At 73.2% G+C, this 16,535-nt stretch carries 15 protein-coding genes; 3 read left to right on the plus strand and 12 right to left on the minus strand.

The genetic code is table 11. The features are described from left to right. Window positions 1–40: 40 nt before the first annotated feature. On the minus strand, window positions 41–856 hold the full coding sequence (locus ACQBJO_RS09620; protein ID WP_255183594.1) for an ABC transporter permease: 816 nt from the start codon (window positions 854–856) through the stop codon (window positions 41–43). Then, window positions 853–1,746, minus strand: a complete 894-nt coding sequence (locus tag ACQBJO_RS09625; RefSeq protein ID WP_421008411.1) for an ABC transporter ATP-binding protein — start codon at window positions 1,744–1,746, stop codon at window positions 853–855. Before ACQBJO_RS09625 ends, ACQBJO_RS09620 begins: the two co-directional genes overlap by 4 nt. Window positions 1,747–1,891: 145 nt before the next feature. On the opposite strand from ACQBJO_RS09625, the gene ACQBJO_RS09630 reads away from it, so the two are divergent. Together ACQBJO_RS09630 and ACQBJO_RS09635 are read left to right on the plus strand one after the other, a co-directional pair. Continuing rightward, a complete protein-coding gene (locus ACQBJO_RS09630; RefSeq protein WP_255183596.1) occupies window positions 1,892–3,100 on the plus strand; it encodes a sensor histidine kinase in 1,209 nt (402 codons plus the stop codon). A 50-nt stretch (window positions 3,101–3,150) separates the two neighbouring features. Further along, entirely contained in the window at window positions 3,151–3,786 is a 636-nt protein-coding gene (locus ACQBJO_RS09635; protein WP_421008450.1) for a response regulator, read from the plus strand. Between the two features lie 82 nt (window positions 3,787–3,868). Here the strand turns inward: ACQBJO_RS09635 and aroB are convergent, their stop codons facing one another. The 8 genes from aroB to ACQBJO_RS09675 form a co-directional block, all read right to left on the minus strand. After that, window positions 3,869–4,945, minus strand: coding sequence for a 3-dehydroquinate synthase (gene aroB, locus ACQBJO_RS09640; protein WP_421008412.1), 1,077 nt, complete (start codon window positions 4,943–4,945; stop codon window positions 3,869–3,871). Next, window positions 4,942–5,457, minus strand: a complete 516-nt coding sequence (locus ACQBJO_RS09645) for a shikimate kinase (protein ID WP_421008413.1) — start codon at window positions 5,455–5,457, stop codon at window positions 4,942–4,944. Before ACQBJO_RS09645 ends, aroB begins: the two co-directional genes overlap by 4 nt. Beyond that, entirely contained in the window at window positions 5,454–6,683 is a 1,230-nt protein-coding gene (gene aroC, locus ACQBJO_RS09650) for a chorismate synthase (protein ID WP_255183600.1), read from the minus strand. Before aroC ends, ACQBJO_RS09645 begins: the two co-directional genes overlap by 4 nt. A gap of 35 nt (window positions 6,684–6,718) precedes the next feature. Then, window positions 6,719–7,558, minus strand: a complete 840-nt coding sequence (locus ACQBJO_RS09655; RefSeq protein WP_421008414.1) for a shikimate dehydrogenase — start codon at window positions 7,556–7,558, stop codon at window positions 6,719–6,721. Then, window positions 7,552–8,703, minus strand: coding sequence for an endolytic transglycosylase MltG (mltG, locus tag ACQBJO_RS09660; RefSeq protein WP_421008415.1), 1,152 nt, complete (start codon window positions 8,701–8,703; stop codon window positions 7,552–7,554). The genes ACQBJO_RS09655 and mltG overlap by 7 nt, the downstream gene beginning before the upstream one ends. Then, window positions 8,700–9,155 carry a Holliday junction resolvase RuvX gene (gene ruvX, locus ACQBJO_RS09665; RefSeq protein WP_421008416.1) on the minus strand — a complete coding sequence of 152 codons (456 nt, stop codon included), beginning with the start codon at window positions 9,153–9,155 and terminating at the stop codon, window positions 8,700–8,702. The genes mltG and ruvX overlap by 4 nt, the downstream gene beginning before the upstream one ends. 79 nt (window positions 9,156–9,234) lie before the next feature. After that, window positions 9,235–11,916, minus strand: a complete 2,682-nt coding sequence (gene alaS / locus ACQBJO_RS09670) for an alanine--tRNA ligase (RefSeq protein ID WP_421008417.1) — start codon at window positions 11,914–11,916, stop codon at window positions 9,235–9,237. Window positions 11,917–12,090: 174 nt separating this feature from the next. Next, window positions 12,091–13,008: a hypothetical protein gene (locus ACQBJO_RS09675; protein WP_421008418.1), complete on the minus strand. Its 918-nt coding sequence runs from the start codon at window positions 13,006–13,008 to the stop codon at window positions 12,091–12,093. Window positions 13,009–13,108: 100 nt separating this feature from the next. Here ACQBJO_RS09675 and ACQBJO_RS09680 point away from each other — a divergent pair, with 100 nt between their 5' ends. Then, entirely contained in the window at window positions 13,109–13,477 is a 369-nt protein-coding gene (locus tag ACQBJO_RS09680) for a nuclear transport factor 2 family protein (protein WP_421008419.1), read from the plus strand. A gap of 4 nt (window positions 13,478–13,481) precedes the next feature. Here ACQBJO_RS09680 and ACQBJO_RS09685 read toward each other — a convergent pair whose 3' ends face one another. Further along, window positions 13,482–14,966 carry an HNH endonuclease signature motif containing protein gene (locus ACQBJO_RS09685; RefSeq protein ID WP_421008420.1) on the minus strand — a complete coding sequence of 495 codons (1,485 nt, stop codon included), beginning with the start codon at window positions 14,964–14,966 and terminating at the stop codon, window positions 13,482–13,484. 153 nt (window positions 14,967–15,119) lie between these two features. After that, window positions 15,120–16,532, minus strand: coding sequence for a replication-associated recombination protein A (locus ACQBJO_RS09690; RefSeq protein ID WP_421008421.1), 1,413 nt, complete (start codon window positions 16,530–16,532; stop codon window positions 15,120–15,122). Window positions 16,533–16,535: the final 3 nt, after the last annotated feature.

Here is a 16,535-nt window from a genome sequence, read left to right on the forward strand (position 1 = left end):
CCTCCCGTGGCCCAGGACCACGGGAGGGGTGACACGCCGCTCAGGAGATCTCGCGGGTGAGCACGCGGCGGGTGCCGATGGCCAGGGGCAGGAGCACCCACACGGCGCTGCTCGTGGCGAGCTGGCCCCACGCCTCCGCGGTCATCGTGCCCTCGGTGAGGGGCTCGGTGACGATCGTCAGGTCGAGCCAGCGGGCAGCATCGCTCATCCAGCTGATCGACGAGGTGAGGACCATCCACACCGTCGGCAGCACGAGGATGGCCACGATGGCCAGGGGGGTGTTGAGCAGGGCCGCGCCGAAGGCCACCCCCTGCAGCGTGAGGAGCAGGGCGGTGAGCACGACCCCGACGAGCGAGAGCCCGGTGAGCGAGAAGGTCCCGCCCGAGATCGCCGTCGCGACGGCGGACGCGGCGGCGGCGACGACGAGCAGACCGAGCGTCAGGGCGAGTGCGGCGACGGCCTTGGCGGTGAGGACCCGCCCGCGTCGCGGTACGAGGGTGAAGGTCGCCAGACCGGTGCGGTGGCTCCACTCCTGGGTGGCGGACATGATGCCCAGGACGGGCAGCAGCACCGTGAGCGGGATGAAGATCATGCCGAGATAGGTGGCGAAGGTCTGGTCGGCGGGGCTCCCCCAGATGACGAGGACCGCCGAGACGAGGACGCTGATCGCCGCCATGACGACGAGCATCCACAGGCCGGCGCGGGTGTCGACCATCTTGCGCAGCTCGACGTCGACGAGCCGGGCGAAGGGGATGTGGTCGCCGCTGGTGTCCAGCGGCGGCGTGGCGGGGATGTCCGCGGCCGCGGCCGCGTCGGTGGCCGGATCAGCGGAGGCGGTGTCGGTGCGGGTGGTCATGCTGCATCTCCTCGGGAGTGGTCTGCGGTCAGGCTGAGGAAGAGGTCCTCGAGGCCGCCGGCGGAGCCGGCAGCCAGGTCGGTGAGCACGATGCGCGCGTCGAGCGCGACCCGGCCGACGGTCGCCGCCTCGGCGGCGGCGAGCAGACCGGTCGGGGTCTGCGTCACCTCGATGCCCGCGGCCCGCAGGGCGATGGTCAGCTCGTCGTCGTCGAGCGAGGCCACCCGGGTCCCCTGCCGCTGCAGCAGCTCCTCGGTCGTGCCCTCGGCGACGATCCGGCCGCGGCCGATGATGACGAGGTCATCGGCGATGACCTGCACCTCGTGGAGCAGGTGCGAGGAGAGCAGGACGGTCCCGCCCGCGTCGGCGAAGTCGCGCAGCAGCCCGCGCATCCAGTGGATGCCCTGCGGGTCCAGGCCGTTGGCCGGCTCGTCGAGGACGAGCACCTGCGGGTCGCCGAGGAGGGCGGTCGCCAGGCCGAGGCGCTGCCGCATGCCGAGCGAGTAGCCGCGCACGCGGCGGCCCGCCTCGGCATCGGTGAGCCCGACCCTGGACAGCGCGGTGCCGACGGCGGCCGACCCGACACCGGTCGTGCGTGCCGCGAGGCCGAGCACCTCCCGGCCGGTGCGGCCCGGGTGCTGGGCGGAGGCGTCGAGCATGACGCCGACGTGCCGGCCGGGGTTGGGCAGGTCGCGGTAGCGGTGCCCCAGGACGCTCGTCTCACCGGAGGTCGGTGGCGTGAGGCCCGTGAGCATCCGCATGACGGTCGACTTGCCGGCGCCGTTGGGCCCGAGGAACCCCGTGACGCGGCCGGGTCGGGCGGAGAAGGTCACGTCGGAGACGGCGGCGACGTCTCCGTAGCGCTTGGTGAGGTGGGTGGCGGTGATCATGGGCTCCACGCTGCCGGTGGGCGACCCGTCCCCACATCGCCCGGTGGTCTCGAGGGTGACTACGACTTCCGAAGGGGGGGTGACCCCCTGCAGCAGCGACTCCCGGCCGATGCCGGGCGGGTCGGGCACCGCCTACGGTGGGGCCGTGACGAGCCGACCTGCGCCCGACGAGCGCCACCCCGACCGCCTGACCTGGTGGGGCACGACCTGGCGCCTCGGCCTCGCCCTGCTGATCGGCCTCACCCTGTGGATCCTGACCTTCGCGATCACCTATCCCGATCCCGACGCGGACCTGCCCGAGGGCCTGCGCACCTTCTGGCTGGTGCTCGTCGACCCCGCGCTCGGTCTGGTGGCCGCAGCCCTGCTCCTGCTGCGTCGCCGCCTGCCGGTGACGACGGCGGCCGTCACCACCCTGCTCAGCGGCGTGTCCGTCGTCGCGGCCGGTGCCCAGGCGGTGGCGATGGTCTCGCTCGCCACCCGGCAGCGCTGGCGCGAGCTCGTCCCGGTCACCCTGCTCGCCGTCGTCACCGGGACCTTCGCCTCCCGGATCGTCTACCCGGACCCCGACCCCCTGCCGCTGTGGGCGGAGACGCTCTTCAGCCTGCTCGTGCTCGCCGTCCTCGTCGCCGTCGGTGTCTCGATCGGCTCGCGCCGGGCCCTCGTGCGCTCGTGGGTCGACCGGGCCCGGACGGCCGAGTCCGAGCAGCGGGCTCGGGTCGCCCAGGCCCAGACCGCCGAGCGCGGCCGCATCGCCCGCGAGATGCACGACGTCCTCGCCCACCGCATCTCGCTCGTCACGATGCACTCCGGCGTGCTCGCCTACCGCGAGGACCTGCCCGAGGACGAGCGGCGGGCGGCCGTCGCGGCCATCGACGCCAATGCGCGCGCCGCACTCACCGACCTGCGCGAGGTGCTCGGGGTGCTGCGCGCCGAGGACGGGGGCGCCCCCCTTCGTCCGCAGAGCTCGCTCGTGCACCTGCCGGAGCTCCTCGACGAGGCGCGAGCAGCCGGCAGCCGCGTCACGCTCGACGACGGCGGCGTCGACATCGCGGCGGTGCCGGAGACCGCCAGCCGCGCCGCCTACCGGGTGGTGCAGGAGGGCCTGACCAATGCCCGCAAGCACGCCCCCGGGGCCGGCGTCGACGTGCGCCTCGCCGGACGGCCGGGCGACGGGCTGGAGGTGACGGTGACGAACCCGCGCTCCGTGCAGGCGACCGGCGCGGCCGTGCCCGGCTCCGGCACCGGCCTGCTCGGGCTGTCCGAGCGCGTCGAGCTCGCCGGCGGGCGCATCGAGCACGGCTGGGCACCCGACGGACGGCACCGGCTGGCGGTGTGGCTACCGTGGCCGGTGTGAACGACTCGAGCCGGGCCCCGATCTCCGTCGTCCTCGTCGACGACGACGCCATGGTCCGCACCGCGCTGTCGATGATCCTCGGGGGCGCGCCGGAGATCACCGTCGTCGGCCAGGCCGAGGACGGACGCCAGGGGCTCTCGGTCATCGCCGAGCACTCCCCCGACGTCGTCCTCATGGACATCCGCATGCCGCGCCTCGACGGTCTCTCCGCAACCGACGAGCTCGTCCGCAGCGGGTCGCCGAGCAAGGTCATCGTCCTGACGACCTTCGACGCCGACGACGACGTCATGCGGGCGCTGCAGCACGGGGCCGACGGCTTCCTGCTCAAGGACACCCCGCCCGACCGTCTCGTCGAGGCCGTGCGGCTCGTCGCCGCGGGCCAGTCGATCCTCTCCCCCGGCGTCACCGCCTCGGTGCTGCAGTCGGTGCGCTCGGCCTCCGGCGGCGCTGCGCAGCACGCCGCCCGCGACGAGGCCCGGACCCGCCTGACGTCCCTCACCGAGCGCGAGCTCGAGGTCGCCCGGGCCGTCGGCGCCGGTCTGTCCAATGCCGAGATCTCCGCGCGCCTCTACCTGAGCGTCGCGACGGTCAAGGCGCACGTCGGCCGCATCCTCGACAAGCTCGGCGCGGACAACCGCGTGCAGGTCGCGATCACCGTCCACGAGGCCGACCTCGACGCCGGCTGAACTCTGCAAAACCCTAGGGTTGTGCCGCCCTGAACTCTGCAAAACCCTAGGGTCTTGCGGAGTCGCAGCCGGGCGAAGGGGGTCAGGCCAGGGCGGCGTAGGCCTCGCGCAGCAGGCTCTCGTCCGGGCCCTCGAACCGGGACGGCTGCGCCAGACCGTCGAGGACGACGAAGCGCAGCGTGGCACCGCGGGTCTTCTTGTCGCGGCGCAGGGCGGCGAGCAGCTCGTCGAAGGTCGCCGCCGAGTAGGTCGTCGGCAGGCCCAGCAGACCGAGGACGTAGCGGTGCCGCTCGAGCAGGGCGGCGTCGATCCGACCGGTGCGGTGGGCGAGCTCGGCGGCGTAGACCATGCCGATCGCGACCGCCTCGCCGTGCCGCATGCGATAGCCCTCGTGGTGCTCGATCGCGTGGCCGAGGGTGTGCCCGTAGTTGAGGATCTCGCGCAGGTTGGACTCGCGGAGGTCGGCGGCGACGACCTCGGCCTTGATGGCGATCTTGCGCTCGATGACCTCGCGCAGCTGCGCGGTGCCGGGCTCCTGCACGGCCGACTCCTCCTCCTCGACGATCTCGAGGATGCGCGGGTCGGCGATGAAGCCGCCCTTGACGACCTCGGCCAACCCGGCCGACAGGTCGGCCGGCGGCAGGGTCGCGAGGTGGTCGAGGTCGCAGAGCACCGCCGCGGGCGTGTGGAAGGCGCCGACGAGGTTCTTGCCCTCGGCGGTGTTGATGCCCGTCTTGCCGCCGACGGCCGCGTCGACCATGCCGAGCACGGTCGTCGGCACGTGGACGACGGCCACCCCGCGCAGCCACGCAGCCGCGGCCCAGCCACCCAGGTCGGTGACGCTGCCACCGCCGACGGCGACGACCGCGTCGGTGCGGGTGAACCCGGCCTGCCCCATGACCGCCCACAGCCCGGCGGCGACCTCGACGGTCTTGGCCGCCTCGGCGTCGGGCACTGCGGCGACGTGGACGTCGAGCCCGGCGGCGCGCAGCGCGTCGACGACGGGCTCGGCGAGACGGGCGAGAGGCTCGCCGTGGACGACGAGGACGCGGGCGACGTCGTCCGGCAGCACGTCGGCCACCCGGGCTGAGACCCCATGACCGACGAGCACGTCGTAGTCGTCCCCGACGGGGATCGTGGTCACATCGGAGGGGCTCATGCGCCCTCCTCGAGCACGGTGAGGGCCTGCGCGACGACGGTCTCGACGTCGCGGCCGGCCGTGTCGACCCGGTGGGTCGCCAGGGCCTCGTAGGTCGGGCGCCGCGCCTCCATCGTCTTGATCCAGCTCTGCCGCGGGTTGACCGACAGCAGCGGCCGGCTCTTGTCGAAGCCGATCCGCTTCGCTGCGTCGGCGATGCCGACGTCGAGGAAGAGCACCCGGTGGGCGCGCAGCGCCTCGATGAGCGCGGGGATCATCGGTGCTCCCCCACCGAGCGCGAGGACGGTGCCGTCCTCGGTCAGGGCGTCGAGGACGGCCCGCTGCTCGGCGGCGCGGAAGTAGTCCTCGCCCTCGTCGACGAAGAGATCGGAGATGCTGCGGCCCTCGCGCTCCTCGACGAGTGCGTCGGAGTCGACGAGCCGTCGGCCGAGACGCTCGGCGAGCTGCGCCGCGACGGTCGACTTGCCGACCCCGGGCGGTCCGATGACGACGACGAAGGGAGCGCCGCTCACGCCTCCCACGTCCGCATGAGCTCGGGGATCGCGTCGAGGTAGGCGCGGTGGTTGCGCGCGGTCTCGGCGACCGAGTCGCCGCCGAACTTCTCGACGCAGGCCTCGGCGAGGACGAGCGCGACCATCGCCTGGGCGACGACGCCCGCGGCCGGGACGGCGCACACGTCGGAGCGCTGGTGGATCGCGGTCGCCGGGTCGGTGCCGGCGACGTCGATGGTCTCGAGGGCCCGCGGGACCGTGCTGATCGGCTTCATCGCGGCGCGCACGCGCAGCACGTCACCGGTGCTCATGCCCCCTTCGGTGCCGCCGGCGCGGCCGGTGCGGCGGTGGATCACGCCGTCGCCGTCGCGCTCCATCTCGTCGTGGGCGGCGGAGCCGCGGCGGCGGGCGGTGGTGAAGCCGTCGCCGACCTCGACGCCCTTGATCGCCTGGATGCCCATGAGGGCGCCGGCCAGGCGCGCGTCGAGGCGACGGTCCCAGTGGACGTGGCTGCCCAGGCCCGGCGGCAGGCCGTAGGCGAGGACCTCGACGACGCCGCCGAGAGTGTCCCCGTCCTTCTTCGCCGCCTCGATCTCGGCGACCATCGCGTCGGTGCCCTCGCGGGTCATGGCGCGCACGGGGTTGGCATCGAGGGTCGCGGTGTCGTCGGGGGTCGGCAGCGGACCGTCGGCGGGGGCCTCCCCTTCGCCGATCGCGACCGTGTGCGCGACGAGCCGGATCCCGTAGGCCTGCTCGAGGAAGCGCTCGGCGATCTCGCCGAGGGCCACGCGGGCGGCGGTCTCACGGGCCGAGGCGCGCTCGAGCACGGGACGGGCCTCGTCGAAGCCGTACTTCTGCATCCCCACGAGGTCGGCGTGACCGGGCCGCGGACGGGTCAGCGGCCGGTTGCGGGCGATCTCCTTCTCCGCGTTGACGTCGTCGGACGCGGCGAAGGCGGCGGCGTCGACGGGGTCGGCGCTCATGACCGTCTCCCACTTCGGCCACTCGGTGTTGCCGATCATCACGGCGAGCGGCGAGCCGAGGGTGCTGCCGTGGCGCACGCCACCGAGGAAGGTCACCTGGTCCTGCTCGAACTTCATCCGGGCACCGCGGCCGTAGCCGAGGCGGCGACGGGCGAGGGCGCCCGCGACGTCCGAGGTCGTGACCTCGACCCCGGCTGGCAGTCCCTCGAGGGTCGCCACGAGGGCCTGGCCGTGCGACTCACCAGCAGTCAACCAACGCAACATGTCTGGCATCTTCCCATCCCGCGCGGGAGGTTCCGTCAGGCGTCCGGGGTGTGGCCGAGCGCCGCCCGGCCGGCGGCCTGCATCGCCGCCACCGGCGCCGTCGCCCCCGTGAAGAGCTCGAACTGCCGCGCCGCCTGGTGCACGAGCATCTCCAACCCGGAGACGACCGCCGCGCCGCGCTCGGCGGCCGCGCGGGCCAGCGGGGTCGGCCAGTCGGCGTAGACGACGTCGAGCAGGACGACCCCCGTCAGGTCCGCGTCGCCGATGGTCTCGGCGACGGCTGTGCCGGCCCTGCCTCCGGGCAGGGTGCTCACGACGACCTGCGGTGCTCCCGACGTCCAGGAGCGAAGGGGGGCGACCTGCACGGCCCCGGCACCCGGCACGGCGTCGCGCAGCGCCGCGGCCTTCGCCTCGTCGCGCGCGGCGACGACGACCTCCCCGGCGTCGAGCTCCTGCAGCGCGAGCAGCGCGGAGCGAGCGGTCGCGCCCGACCCGAGGACGCTCGCCCGCGCGGGCTCGCTGACCTCGGCGTCACGCAGCGCGGCGACGATGCCGTAGACGTCGGTGTTGTCGCCGACCCAGCCGGTGTCGGTGCGGGCGAGCGTGTTGATCGCCCCGGCCCGGCGCGCGAGCTCGCTCACCTCGTCGGCGACGTCGAAGGCCGCCACCTTGAGCGGCATCGTCAGGCTCAGGCCCCGCCACATGACGTCGAGCCCGGCGACGAAGGGGGCCAGGCCCCCTTCGTCGACCTCGTGGGCGGTGTAGTCCCAGTCGGTCAGGCCCGCGGCCGCATAACCGGCGCGGTGGAGCGTCGGCGACAGCGAGTGCCGGATCGGACTGCCGAGGACACCTGCGTGCAGGGTCGGGGTCAGCACCGGTCCTGGTTGTCCGCGCACCACTGCTCGAACTCCTTGACGTTGTTGTCGTGCTCGCGCTGGGTCGTGGCGAACTTCGTCTCGCCCGAGTCCGGGTCGACGGTGACGAAGAAGAGCCAGTCGCCCTCGTCCGGGTTGCCGGCCGCCTCGATCGCCTCGGCGCCGGGGTTGTTGATCGGCCCCGGGGGCAGACCCGTGTGCTTGTAGGTGTTGTAGGGGCTGTCCGAGTTGCGCATCTCGTCGGTCGTGCCCGCCTTGCCACGCTCCTGGAAGACGTAGTGGACGGTGCTGTCCATGTTGAGCATGCCCACGGTCGGGCCGTTGACGTCCGCCAGGCGGTTCTCGATGACCCGGGCGACCTTGCCCCGGTCGGCCGCACCGGACTCGCCCTCGACGATCGAGGCGACGGTGAGGGTGCGCTCCCACGTGTCCTGCGGGACCTTGGCCTTCTTCAGCTCGTCGGTCGTCATGGTGATCATCGCGTTGAGCTGGGCGACGGCACTCGTGTCCTTGTCGAACTCGTAGGTCGACGGGAAGAGCCAGCCCTCGAGGTCGCCGCCGGCCTGCTCGGGCAGCTTCAGCTGCGCCGACTTCTCGGCCTTCTCGTACTGCGACACCGGCACGCCGGTGCCCTCCGACAGGCGCTTGTAGATCTCCGAGCGCCACAGGCCCTCGGGGATGGTGATGCCCTTGGCGACACGGTTCTTGGGGTCGATGAGCCGGTCGAAGGCGTCGGCCGCCGGCATCTCCTTGAGCATCGCGTAGGTGCCCGGCTGGATCGAGGAGGCCTTGTCCGGCTGGGCGGCCGCGACCTCGGTGAAGCTGCTCGTCGACTTGATGACGCCGGCCTCGACGAGGGACTCGCCGATCTCGGAGCCGGACTGGCCCGAGGCGACCTCGACCTCGACCTTGCCGTGTCCCGGTCCCTCGAAGTCCTTCGAGCCGGACCCGCCGGGGATCAACGACCGCAGGGAGCCGAAGGCGAAGACGATGGCGACCACGACGACCGCAGCAGCGAGGAGCATGGCCAGGCAGCCGGCTCCGCCGCGGCGCGTGGTGCGCGCCTCCGTGGCACGCCGCTGACGGCGCGTGTGCGAGCGATCGTGCGACCCGTCGTCGAAGATGTCGTCGTCGAGCTGGTTCATGCGTCGTTGCCCTTCCGCGGTCTGCGTCGGCGCGGCCGACCTACCCGTTCCCCTGGGGGTCTACCGGTTGCGCGCTCCGTGTCCAGCGCAGTCTGCAGGATCAGCACCGCGGCCGCCTGGTCGACCACGTCCCGATGGCGACGACCGGCCACACCGCTGTCCCGCAGGCCCCGATGAGCATCCACTGTCGTGAGCCTTTCGTCCACGAGGCGGATCGGCGTGTTCCCGATCGGCGCCTCGCGCAGGGCCAGACCCAGGCTCTTGGCCCACGAACGCGCCTTCGCCGCGGCCGGGCCCTCGGAGCCGTCGAGGGAGCGCGGGAGACCGACGACGACCTCCATCGCCTCGACCTCGGTGGCGATCTCGACGACCCGATCGACGTCACGGCCGTGCTGGAGATCACGCGCCACCGTCTCCACGGGCGTCGCGAGCAGGCCGTGGGGGTCGCTCATCGCGACCCCCACCCTGGCCTCGCCCACGTCGATGCCGAGCCGGACCCCTCGACGGGGCTCCGGCACGGTCGTCCCGGCGTCAGGCACCGAGCTCCCGCTCGATGGCCGCCAGGGCGTCCTCGACCTTCGTGGCGTCCTGGCCGCCACCCTGGGCGAGGTCGTCCTTGCCGCCACCGCCGCCGCCGAGCACCTGGGCCGCGACGCGCACGAGAGCGCCCGCCTTGACCCCCTTCGCCCGAGCCGCCTCGTTGGTGGCGACGACGACGACCGGCTTGCCCGGGCCGTCACCGGTGAGGGCGACGACGCTCGGGCGGTCCTCGCCGAGCCGGGCGCGGGTGTCGGTGACCATCTGGCGCAGGTCGTCGGGCGCTCCGCCGGCGATGTGGACGCCGACATAGGTCACGCCCGCCACGTCGCTCGCGGCGTCGGTGAGCGAGCCCGCGGACGCCGCCACCTGCTCGCGGCGCACCTTCTCCAGCTCCTTCTCGACCTCGCGCAGGCGGGTGACGAGCTCGGAGACGCGCTCCGGCAGGTCGCCGGCGGGCGCCTTGACGATGCTCGACAGCTCGGCGACGAGCGCGCGCTCGGTCGCCAGGTGCTGCAGGGCGTTCATGCCGACATAGGCCTCGAGGCGCCGCACGCCGGAGCCGACCGAGGACTCGCCGGTGAGGGTGAGGGCACCGATCTGGCTGGAGTGGCGCACGTGGGTGCCACCGCACAGCTCGCGCGACCACTCGCCGCCGATCTCGATGACGCGCACCTGCTCGTCGTAGGTCTCGCCGAAGAGGGCGAGCGCCCCGCGCTCGCGCGCCTCGGGCAGGGTCATCCAGTCCGCGGAGACCGGCAGGTCGTCGCGGACCGCGAGGTTGGCGACGTACTCGATCTCGGCGCGGGCGTCGCCGGACAGCGCCTGGTTCCACGCGAAGTCGAGGCGCAGGTAGCCGGGCTTGTTGTAGGAGCCGGACTGCAGTGCCGACGGGCCGAGCACCTGGCGCAGCGCCGCGTGGACGACGTGCGTGCCGGAGTGAGCCTGGCAGGCGTCGATGCGCCACTGCGGGTCGACCTCGGCCGAGGAGTCCTGGCCGACGCGGACCGCGCCGTCGGCGACCTCGACGGTGTGGACGACGAGGCCCTTGACCGGGCGCTGGACGTCGCGCACGAGCAGGCGCGCGCCGTCGACGACGATGACGCCGGAGTCGGCGATCTGACCGCCGGACTCGGCGTAGAAGCTCGTCCGGTCGAGCACGACCTGGCCGGTCTGGCCGGGCTCGAGCTCTTCGACGCGGGCGCCGTCGCGCACGAGGCCGACGACCGAGCCGGTCGTCGTCAGCTCCTCGTAGGCACGCCAGTCCGTCGCGCCGAGCGCGCGCAGGTCCTTCCAGACCTCGGTGTTGGCGTGGCCGCCCTTCTTCGCCTTGGCGTCGGCCTTGGCGCGCTGGCGCTGCTCGTCCATGAGTCGGACGAAGCCCTCACGGTCGACCTTGAGCCCCTGCTCCGCCGCCATCTCGAGGGTGAGGTCGATGGGGAACCCGTAGGTGTCGTGCAGCGCGAAGGCCTGCTCGCCGGCGAGGGTGTCGCCGCCGCTGTCCTTGGTGCGCGTCACCGCGGTGTCGAGGATCGTCGTGCCCTGCGCGAGGGTGCGGCGGAAGGCCTGCTCCTCGGCGTAGGCGATCTGCGCGATCCGGTCGAAGCCGGTCCGCAGCTCGGGGTAGGACGCGCTCATCCGCTCCATCGAGACGGGCAGCAGGTGCGGCAGCGCCGGGTCCTCGTAGCCGAGCAGGCGCATCGCGCGCACCGCACGGCGCAGCATGCGGCGCAGCACGTAGCCGCGACCCTCGTTACCCGGGGTGACGCCGTCACCGATGAGCATGAGCGAGGAGCGCACGTGGTCGGCGACGACGCGCAGGTGGACGTCGTCGGGGTGCGAGTCGCCCGCGGTCTGGCCCGACTGGGTGCCGTAGGTGCGGCCGGTCATCTCCGCGGCCTTCTCGAGCACCGGGTAGACCTCGTCGATCTCGTACATGTTGTCGACGCCCTGGAGGATGCTCGCGATCCGCTCCAGGCCCATGCCGGTGTCGACGTTCTGCGCCGGCAGCGGGCCGGCGACGTCGAAGTCCGCCTTGGAGCGGACGGCCGAGAGCTCGTACTGCATGAAGACGAGGTTCCAGATCTCCATGTAGCGGTCCTCGTCGACCTCGGGGCCGCCCTCGCGGCCGTACTCCTCGCCGCGGTCGTAGAAGATCTCGCTGCACGGGCCGCCGGGGCCGGGCACGCCCATCGACCAGTAGTTGTCGGCCTCCGCGCGACGCACGATCCGCTCCTTGGGGATCGAGGTGAGCTCGAGCCACAGGCGCTCGGCCTCGTCGTCGTCGGTGTAGACCGTCGCCCACAGCCGCTCCGGGTCCAGGCCGTAGCCCCCTTCGGGCTGGGGGGTGGTGAGCAGCTCCCAGGCGAAGGCGATGGCGTCGCGCTTGAAGTAGTCGCCGAAGGAGAAGTTGCCGTTCATCTGGAAGAAGGTGCCGTGCCGGGAGGTCTTGCCGACCTCGTCGATGTCACCGGTGCGCACGCACTTCTGCACGCTCGTGGCGCGGGTCCAGGCGGGCGTCTCCTGCCCGAGGAAGTAGGGCTTGAAGGGGACCATGCCGGCGTTGACGAAGAGGAGGTTGGGGTCCTCGTGGATCAGCGGGGCGGAGGGGACGACCGCGTGTCCCTTGCCCTCGAAGAAGGTGAGCCAACGGCGCCGGATCTCGGCAGTTTCCATGGGTGTCTCGTGTCCAATCAGTGGTGCAGGGGGTTCTCGGGGCAGGAGCGAAGGGGGCGACCGGCGCGTCAGGCGCGGGCCGACCCCGAGGTAGCTCGCCGCGCGGTGATCCGGCGCGGCCGTCCGAGAGGCACGGTCATGGCCCCTACCTTACCCACCGGTCCGCGACCCGCCTCAGCACAGCGCGGTGTCCACGGCGTCCTCACCGCCGCGTCCGTCAGGGACGAGGACGGTCCGTGCCCCCTCGTCTGCTGCCGCGCGTACGCCGGCGAGGACGAGACGGTGCCGCAGGCCCTCGGGCGCCCGGTCGGTGACCTCGAGGACCTCCATCCGCGCGACGTGTGGGTCGTCGGTCGTCAGCACGGCGCACTGGCCGGCAGGCCGGACCTCCAGCGCGTCGGTCAGCGCCTGCAGCCAGACGAGGAGTCGTCCGTCGTCACGGATCGCCCGGACCGCGGCGGGGTCCATGCCCGCATCGGCCAGCCATTTGCCGTCGCGCAGACCGTCGCCGGGCTCCGCGTCCAGAGGGCCCCATGTCGCCCAGCCCATGACGGCCCGGCGGCCGCGCAGACGAGCGAGCACGGTGCGCGCGGCGAGCCTGAGGTGGACCCGCCACGGCAGGCGCATCTCGGGCGCGTACTGCGGGACATCATCGATCCACACCTCGTCGGGGTCGGGCTCCGTCGGGACGGGCTGCGGCGCCACCGCGGTGAGCGCGATCATCTCGCCCTCCCAGTGTCGTGTCGCCCGGGCGAGCAGGCCGGTGTCGAGCTCCTCCATGAGCCAGAAGTGCACGTCCTGGCACCACGCCTCCAGCGGGTCATGTCCCTCGGGCCATGCCCCCGGGTGGGCCTGCCCGTCGGGCAGGTCCTCGACATCGCCGAACGGCCCCTCGAAGGTCCGGCCGAACCGCACGACGAAGGTGTGCGGGTTGCGCCGCCAGGTGAAGACGACGGCAACCTCGTCCCCCGTCGTGGCCTCGGTACCGATCTCGGCACGCACGTCGACGAGTCGGAAGCCGTCCGTCGGCGGGTCCTGCGTCAGGTGCTGACGCAGCGCCTTCGCGTACTCGGCGATCGGGTGCTTGGACATGTCGGCAGTCTGGCGCCTGCGGGTCACCCTGCGCCACGGAGTTCTTCAGGAAGCACGAGCGTGACGGCGGTGTCGGCGGCGCGGCCTAGTCTCGGTCGTTATGGACGCCGCCGAGCTGCTTCGCACCCTCTGCACGACGATCGACGAGCGGCGGTGGGACGACCTCCGCCCGTTGCTTCACGACGACTTCGTCTGCCGCTACGTGCACACGGGTGAGGTCCTCGACGCAGACGCGTGGATCCGGACCAACGCCGAGTACCCGGACTTCGACCGGATGGTGCTCGAGGACCTCGTGGGACAGGGCGATCGAGCCGTGTCCCGCTGCCACGTCACCGGTCGGTCCGATGGCGAGAGCGTGGCCTTCGAGGTCGCCGGCTTCGCCACCGCGGCGTCCGGGCGGATCACCGAGCTGACCGAGGTGTGGACCGACGTGGGCCTCACCCCTCCCGAGGGCACCCGCCCCGCCTGACGCCTCACCCCGTGTCGCGCAGCTCGATGGTGCCAGCGGGCCGGTGGACGTCGAGCCTGTGCGGGTCGGGATGGCGCCGTCGCCGGCCCGACGCGTTGCAGTACGAGCTCGGCAGCAGCGATGCCAGCCGGTCCTCGGCAGCGGACGGGTCGGGCAGGCGCTCGAGGACCGGGGGCACGGGACTGCGGTGGCGGTGCCCCGTCGGGGTCAGGGTGACGACATCGGGCGGGCTGCTCACCGCGGCTGCGCCGGCGTGGACACCGGCATTGGCGTGGGTCTGCACATCGACAGCGAAGGAACGCCACCCCGGTCGCGCCTTCGTCAGGTTGTGCCGTGCGCAGAGCCCCTGGCCGTTATGCGCGGTCGTCGGGCCACCGAGCGCTGCGGCCACGACGTGGTCGTCGTGCCGGATCGGGGCATCGCAGAAGGGGAAGCGGCACACCCCGTCGCGAACGCGCAGCAGTCGTCGCAACGAGGCGGGGAAGGAACGCCGGCTCGGATCCGTGGCGACGACGCGATCCACCTCGTCGGTGAAGATGCGCCGCAGCCAGGCGCGGCCCGAGGAGACCTCCCCAGGGTCCGTGCCGTCACCCGCGCCGTCGACCCCGAGGACGAGATCCCGGGCCAGCTCGGCTGGGAGGGGCCCGTGGCCCAGCAACGACGCCGGTGCATCATCCACGCCGAGCAGCGTGCCCGGCGACATGACGAGCTGCACCTCCACCGGGACCGCCTCGGCCCTCGCCTGCCCGGTGAGGCGCTCGACGAAGAGATCGGCCATGAGCTGCCCGAGGCCGCGATCGTCCCCGGCGGCCTTGGCCGCCTCGGCATCGCGCCTCAGCGCGGCCCACGCGGCCACCCCCTGCTCGACGGGCAGCAGCCCGGTGACCGCGGCCATCGTGTCGGGTTGGGGACGGATCGACACCCGCCGGTCGGCCGTGGCCCGCGCTCGACGACGCGCCACGGCGCGGGAGTCGATCGCCAACGCCAGGGCGCGAGCCGCCCGCTCGATCTGCCGCGGTGTCATGTCCGCCAGCCGGTCGTCGAGCTCCGCGTCGACCCGCCGCCGGTCGTCGGGGTCCAGAACCGCGGTCTCCTTGGCCAGGAGGATGGCGCCCCACTCGCTCACGGTCCCTGCGGTGAGGTGCGCCAGAGCGCAGGGCAGCTCGTCGACCAGCGCCCGGGCCAGACCGAGGTGCCGGGAGCCGAGCGTCGCGCTCTCGCGGCGCGCGAGCCCGACCTCGTCACCGAGGCCCCGTCCCCGCTCAGCGGGGGGCATCCCCGCGGCAGCCTCGCGCGCGACCCGCTCCTCGTGGAGCGTCGCCGTGACCCTCGCCTGGGCGGCCGAGGCCGCGGACTTCAGCCGCTCGAGTGCGGCGATCTGGTCGACGGCCTCGGTCTCGTCGACCGACCCACCCAGGGCGCGCAGGCGCTCGACCATGCCGTCGACGCCCTCGGCGTCCAGGCTGTGGAGCACTACGGTGTGGGCCATGAACCAACTCTAGGAAGGACCACCGACAACGTTCCCCGGCCAGCTCGTCGGCCCTCGGCCCTCGTGCGCCGGCCAGCCGGCTCCCGGCCCTCGTGCGCCGGCCCTCAGCTCCCGGCCCGTCGGCGCCATGTCCCCCAGCCCGGCTCCCGACTCTCACCGACCCCGCAGCCGCCCCCGCAACCACGCCCACCGCTCCTGCAACCGCGCCTCGAAGCCCCGGTCGGTCGGCCGGTAGTACGACCGCTCGCCCAGCTCGGCGTGCAGGTCGTCGGGCAGGTACTGCTGGGCCGCGACGCCCTCGGGCTGGTCGTGGGCGTAGACATAGCCCTCGACCTTCGCGCCGCCGACCGCCCCCTTCGCCCGGTCGGAGGCCTGGGTGTAGCCGGAGCCGCGCAGGTGCGGCGGGACCGCCTGCACCTTGCCGGCGCGCACGTCGGCGACCGCCTCGTTGATGCCCGTGTACGCCGCGTTGGACTTGGGCGCGAGCGTGTTGTGGACGACCGCCTGGGCGAGGATGATCCGCGCCTCCGGCATGCCGATCTGGGCGACGGCGTGCATCGCCGCGACCGCCGTCTGCAGCGCCGTCGGGTCACCCATGCCGACGTCCTCGGAGGCCGAGATGACGATCCGACGGGCGATGAAACGCGGGTCCTCCCCCGCCTCGAGCTGGCGGGCGAGGTAGTGCAGGGCGGCGTCGACGTCCGACCCGCGCATCGACTTGATGAAGGCGGAGGCCACGTCGTAGTGCTGGTCACCGGTGCGGTCGTAGCGCACCGCTGCCCGGGCCACCGCCTGCTCGACGTGCGCGAGGGTGATCGGCGCGGCCTGCGGCGCATCCGGACCGAAGGGGACGTCGCCGGCGGCCACGCCGGCGGCCGCCTCGAGCGAGGTGAGCGCGCGACGCGCATCCCCACCGGCGATGGCGACGAGGTGCTCGCGGGCCTCGTCGGCCAGCTCGTAGCCCCCGGCCAGACCGCGCTCGTCGGCGACCGCGGCGTCGAGCACCTCGCCGATCTCCTCACGGGTCAGCGACTCGAGGGTGACGAGGATCGAGCGCGAGAGCAGCGGGGCGATGACCGAGAAGGACGGGTTCTCCGTCGTCGCGGCGACGAGGACCACCTCGCGGTTCTCCACGCCGGGCAGCAGCGCATCCTGCTGGGCCTTGCTGAAGCGGTGGATCTCGTCGAGGAAGAGCACCGTCTGCCGGCCGTACATCGAGCGGTTGGTCGCCGCGCGCTCCATGACCGCCCGCACGTCCTTGACGCCCGCCGTCACCGCCGAGAGCTGGACGAAGTCCCGGTCCGCCGCCGTCGCGACGAGGTGCGCCAGGGTCGTCTTGCCGGTGCCCGGCGGGCCCCAGATGATCGCCGACATCGGGCCCGCCACCGCGTTGACGCTGCCCTCCACGAGCCGCCGCAGCGGCGAGCCGGGGCGCAGCACCTCGCGCTGCCCACGCACCTCGTCGAGGGTGCGCGGACGCATGCGCACGGCCAGCGGCGCGTTGAGATCGGCGCCGGTGGGTTCCGTGTCGTCGTTGGCGGAGGCGAAGAGATCGTCGGAGACCACGAG

The sequence above is a fragment of the Janibacter zhangyanbonis genome, from assembly GCF_050507325.1.
GTDB lineage: Bacteria > Actinomycetota > Actinomycetes > Actinomycetales > Dermatophilaceae > Janibacter.

Coding starts and splice junctions, on each gene's coding strand:
- alaS (WP_421008417.1), bottom strand. CDS start 11,916: ATGGAAACTGCCGAGATCCGGCGCCGTTGGCTCACCTTCTTCGAGGGC.
- aroB (WP_421008412.1), bottom strand. CDS start 4,945: ATGAGCCCCTCCGATGTGACCACGATCCCCGTCGGGGACGACTACGAC.
- mltG (WP_421008415.1), bottom strand. CDS start 8,703: ATGAACCAGCTCGACGACGACATCTTCGACGACGGGTCGCACGATCGC.
- ruvX (WP_421008416.1), bottom strand. CDS start 9,155: ATGAGCGACCCCCACGGCCTGCTCGCGACGCCCGTGGAGACGGTGGCG.
- ACQBJO_RS09685 (WP_421008420.1), bottom strand. CDS start 14,966: ATGGCCCACACCGTAGTGCTCCACAGCCTGGACGCCGAGGGCGTCGAC.
- ACQBJO_RS09635 (WP_421008450.1), top strand. CDS start 3,151: ATGGTCCGCACCGCGCTGTCGATGATCCTCGGGGGCGCGCCGGAGATC.
- ACQBJO_RS09680 (WP_421008419.1), top strand. CDS start 13,109: ATGGACGCCGCCGAGCTGCTTCGCACCCTCTGCACGACGATCGACGAG.
- aroC (WP_255183600.1), bottom strand. CDS start 6,683: ATGTTGCGTTGGTTGACTGCTGGTGAGTCGCACGGCCAGGCCCTCGTG.
- ACQBJO_RS09625 (WP_421008411.1), bottom strand. CDS start 1,746: ATGATCACCGCCACCCACCTCACCAAGCGCTACGGAGACGTCGCCGCC.
- ACQBJO_RS09620 (WP_255183594.1), bottom strand. CDS start 856: ATGACCACCCGCACCGACACCGCCTCCGCTGATCCGGCCACCGACGCG.
- ACQBJO_RS09675 (WP_421008418.1), bottom strand. CDS start 13,008: ATGTCCAAGCACCCGATCGCCGAGTACGCGAAGGCGCTGCGTCAGCAC.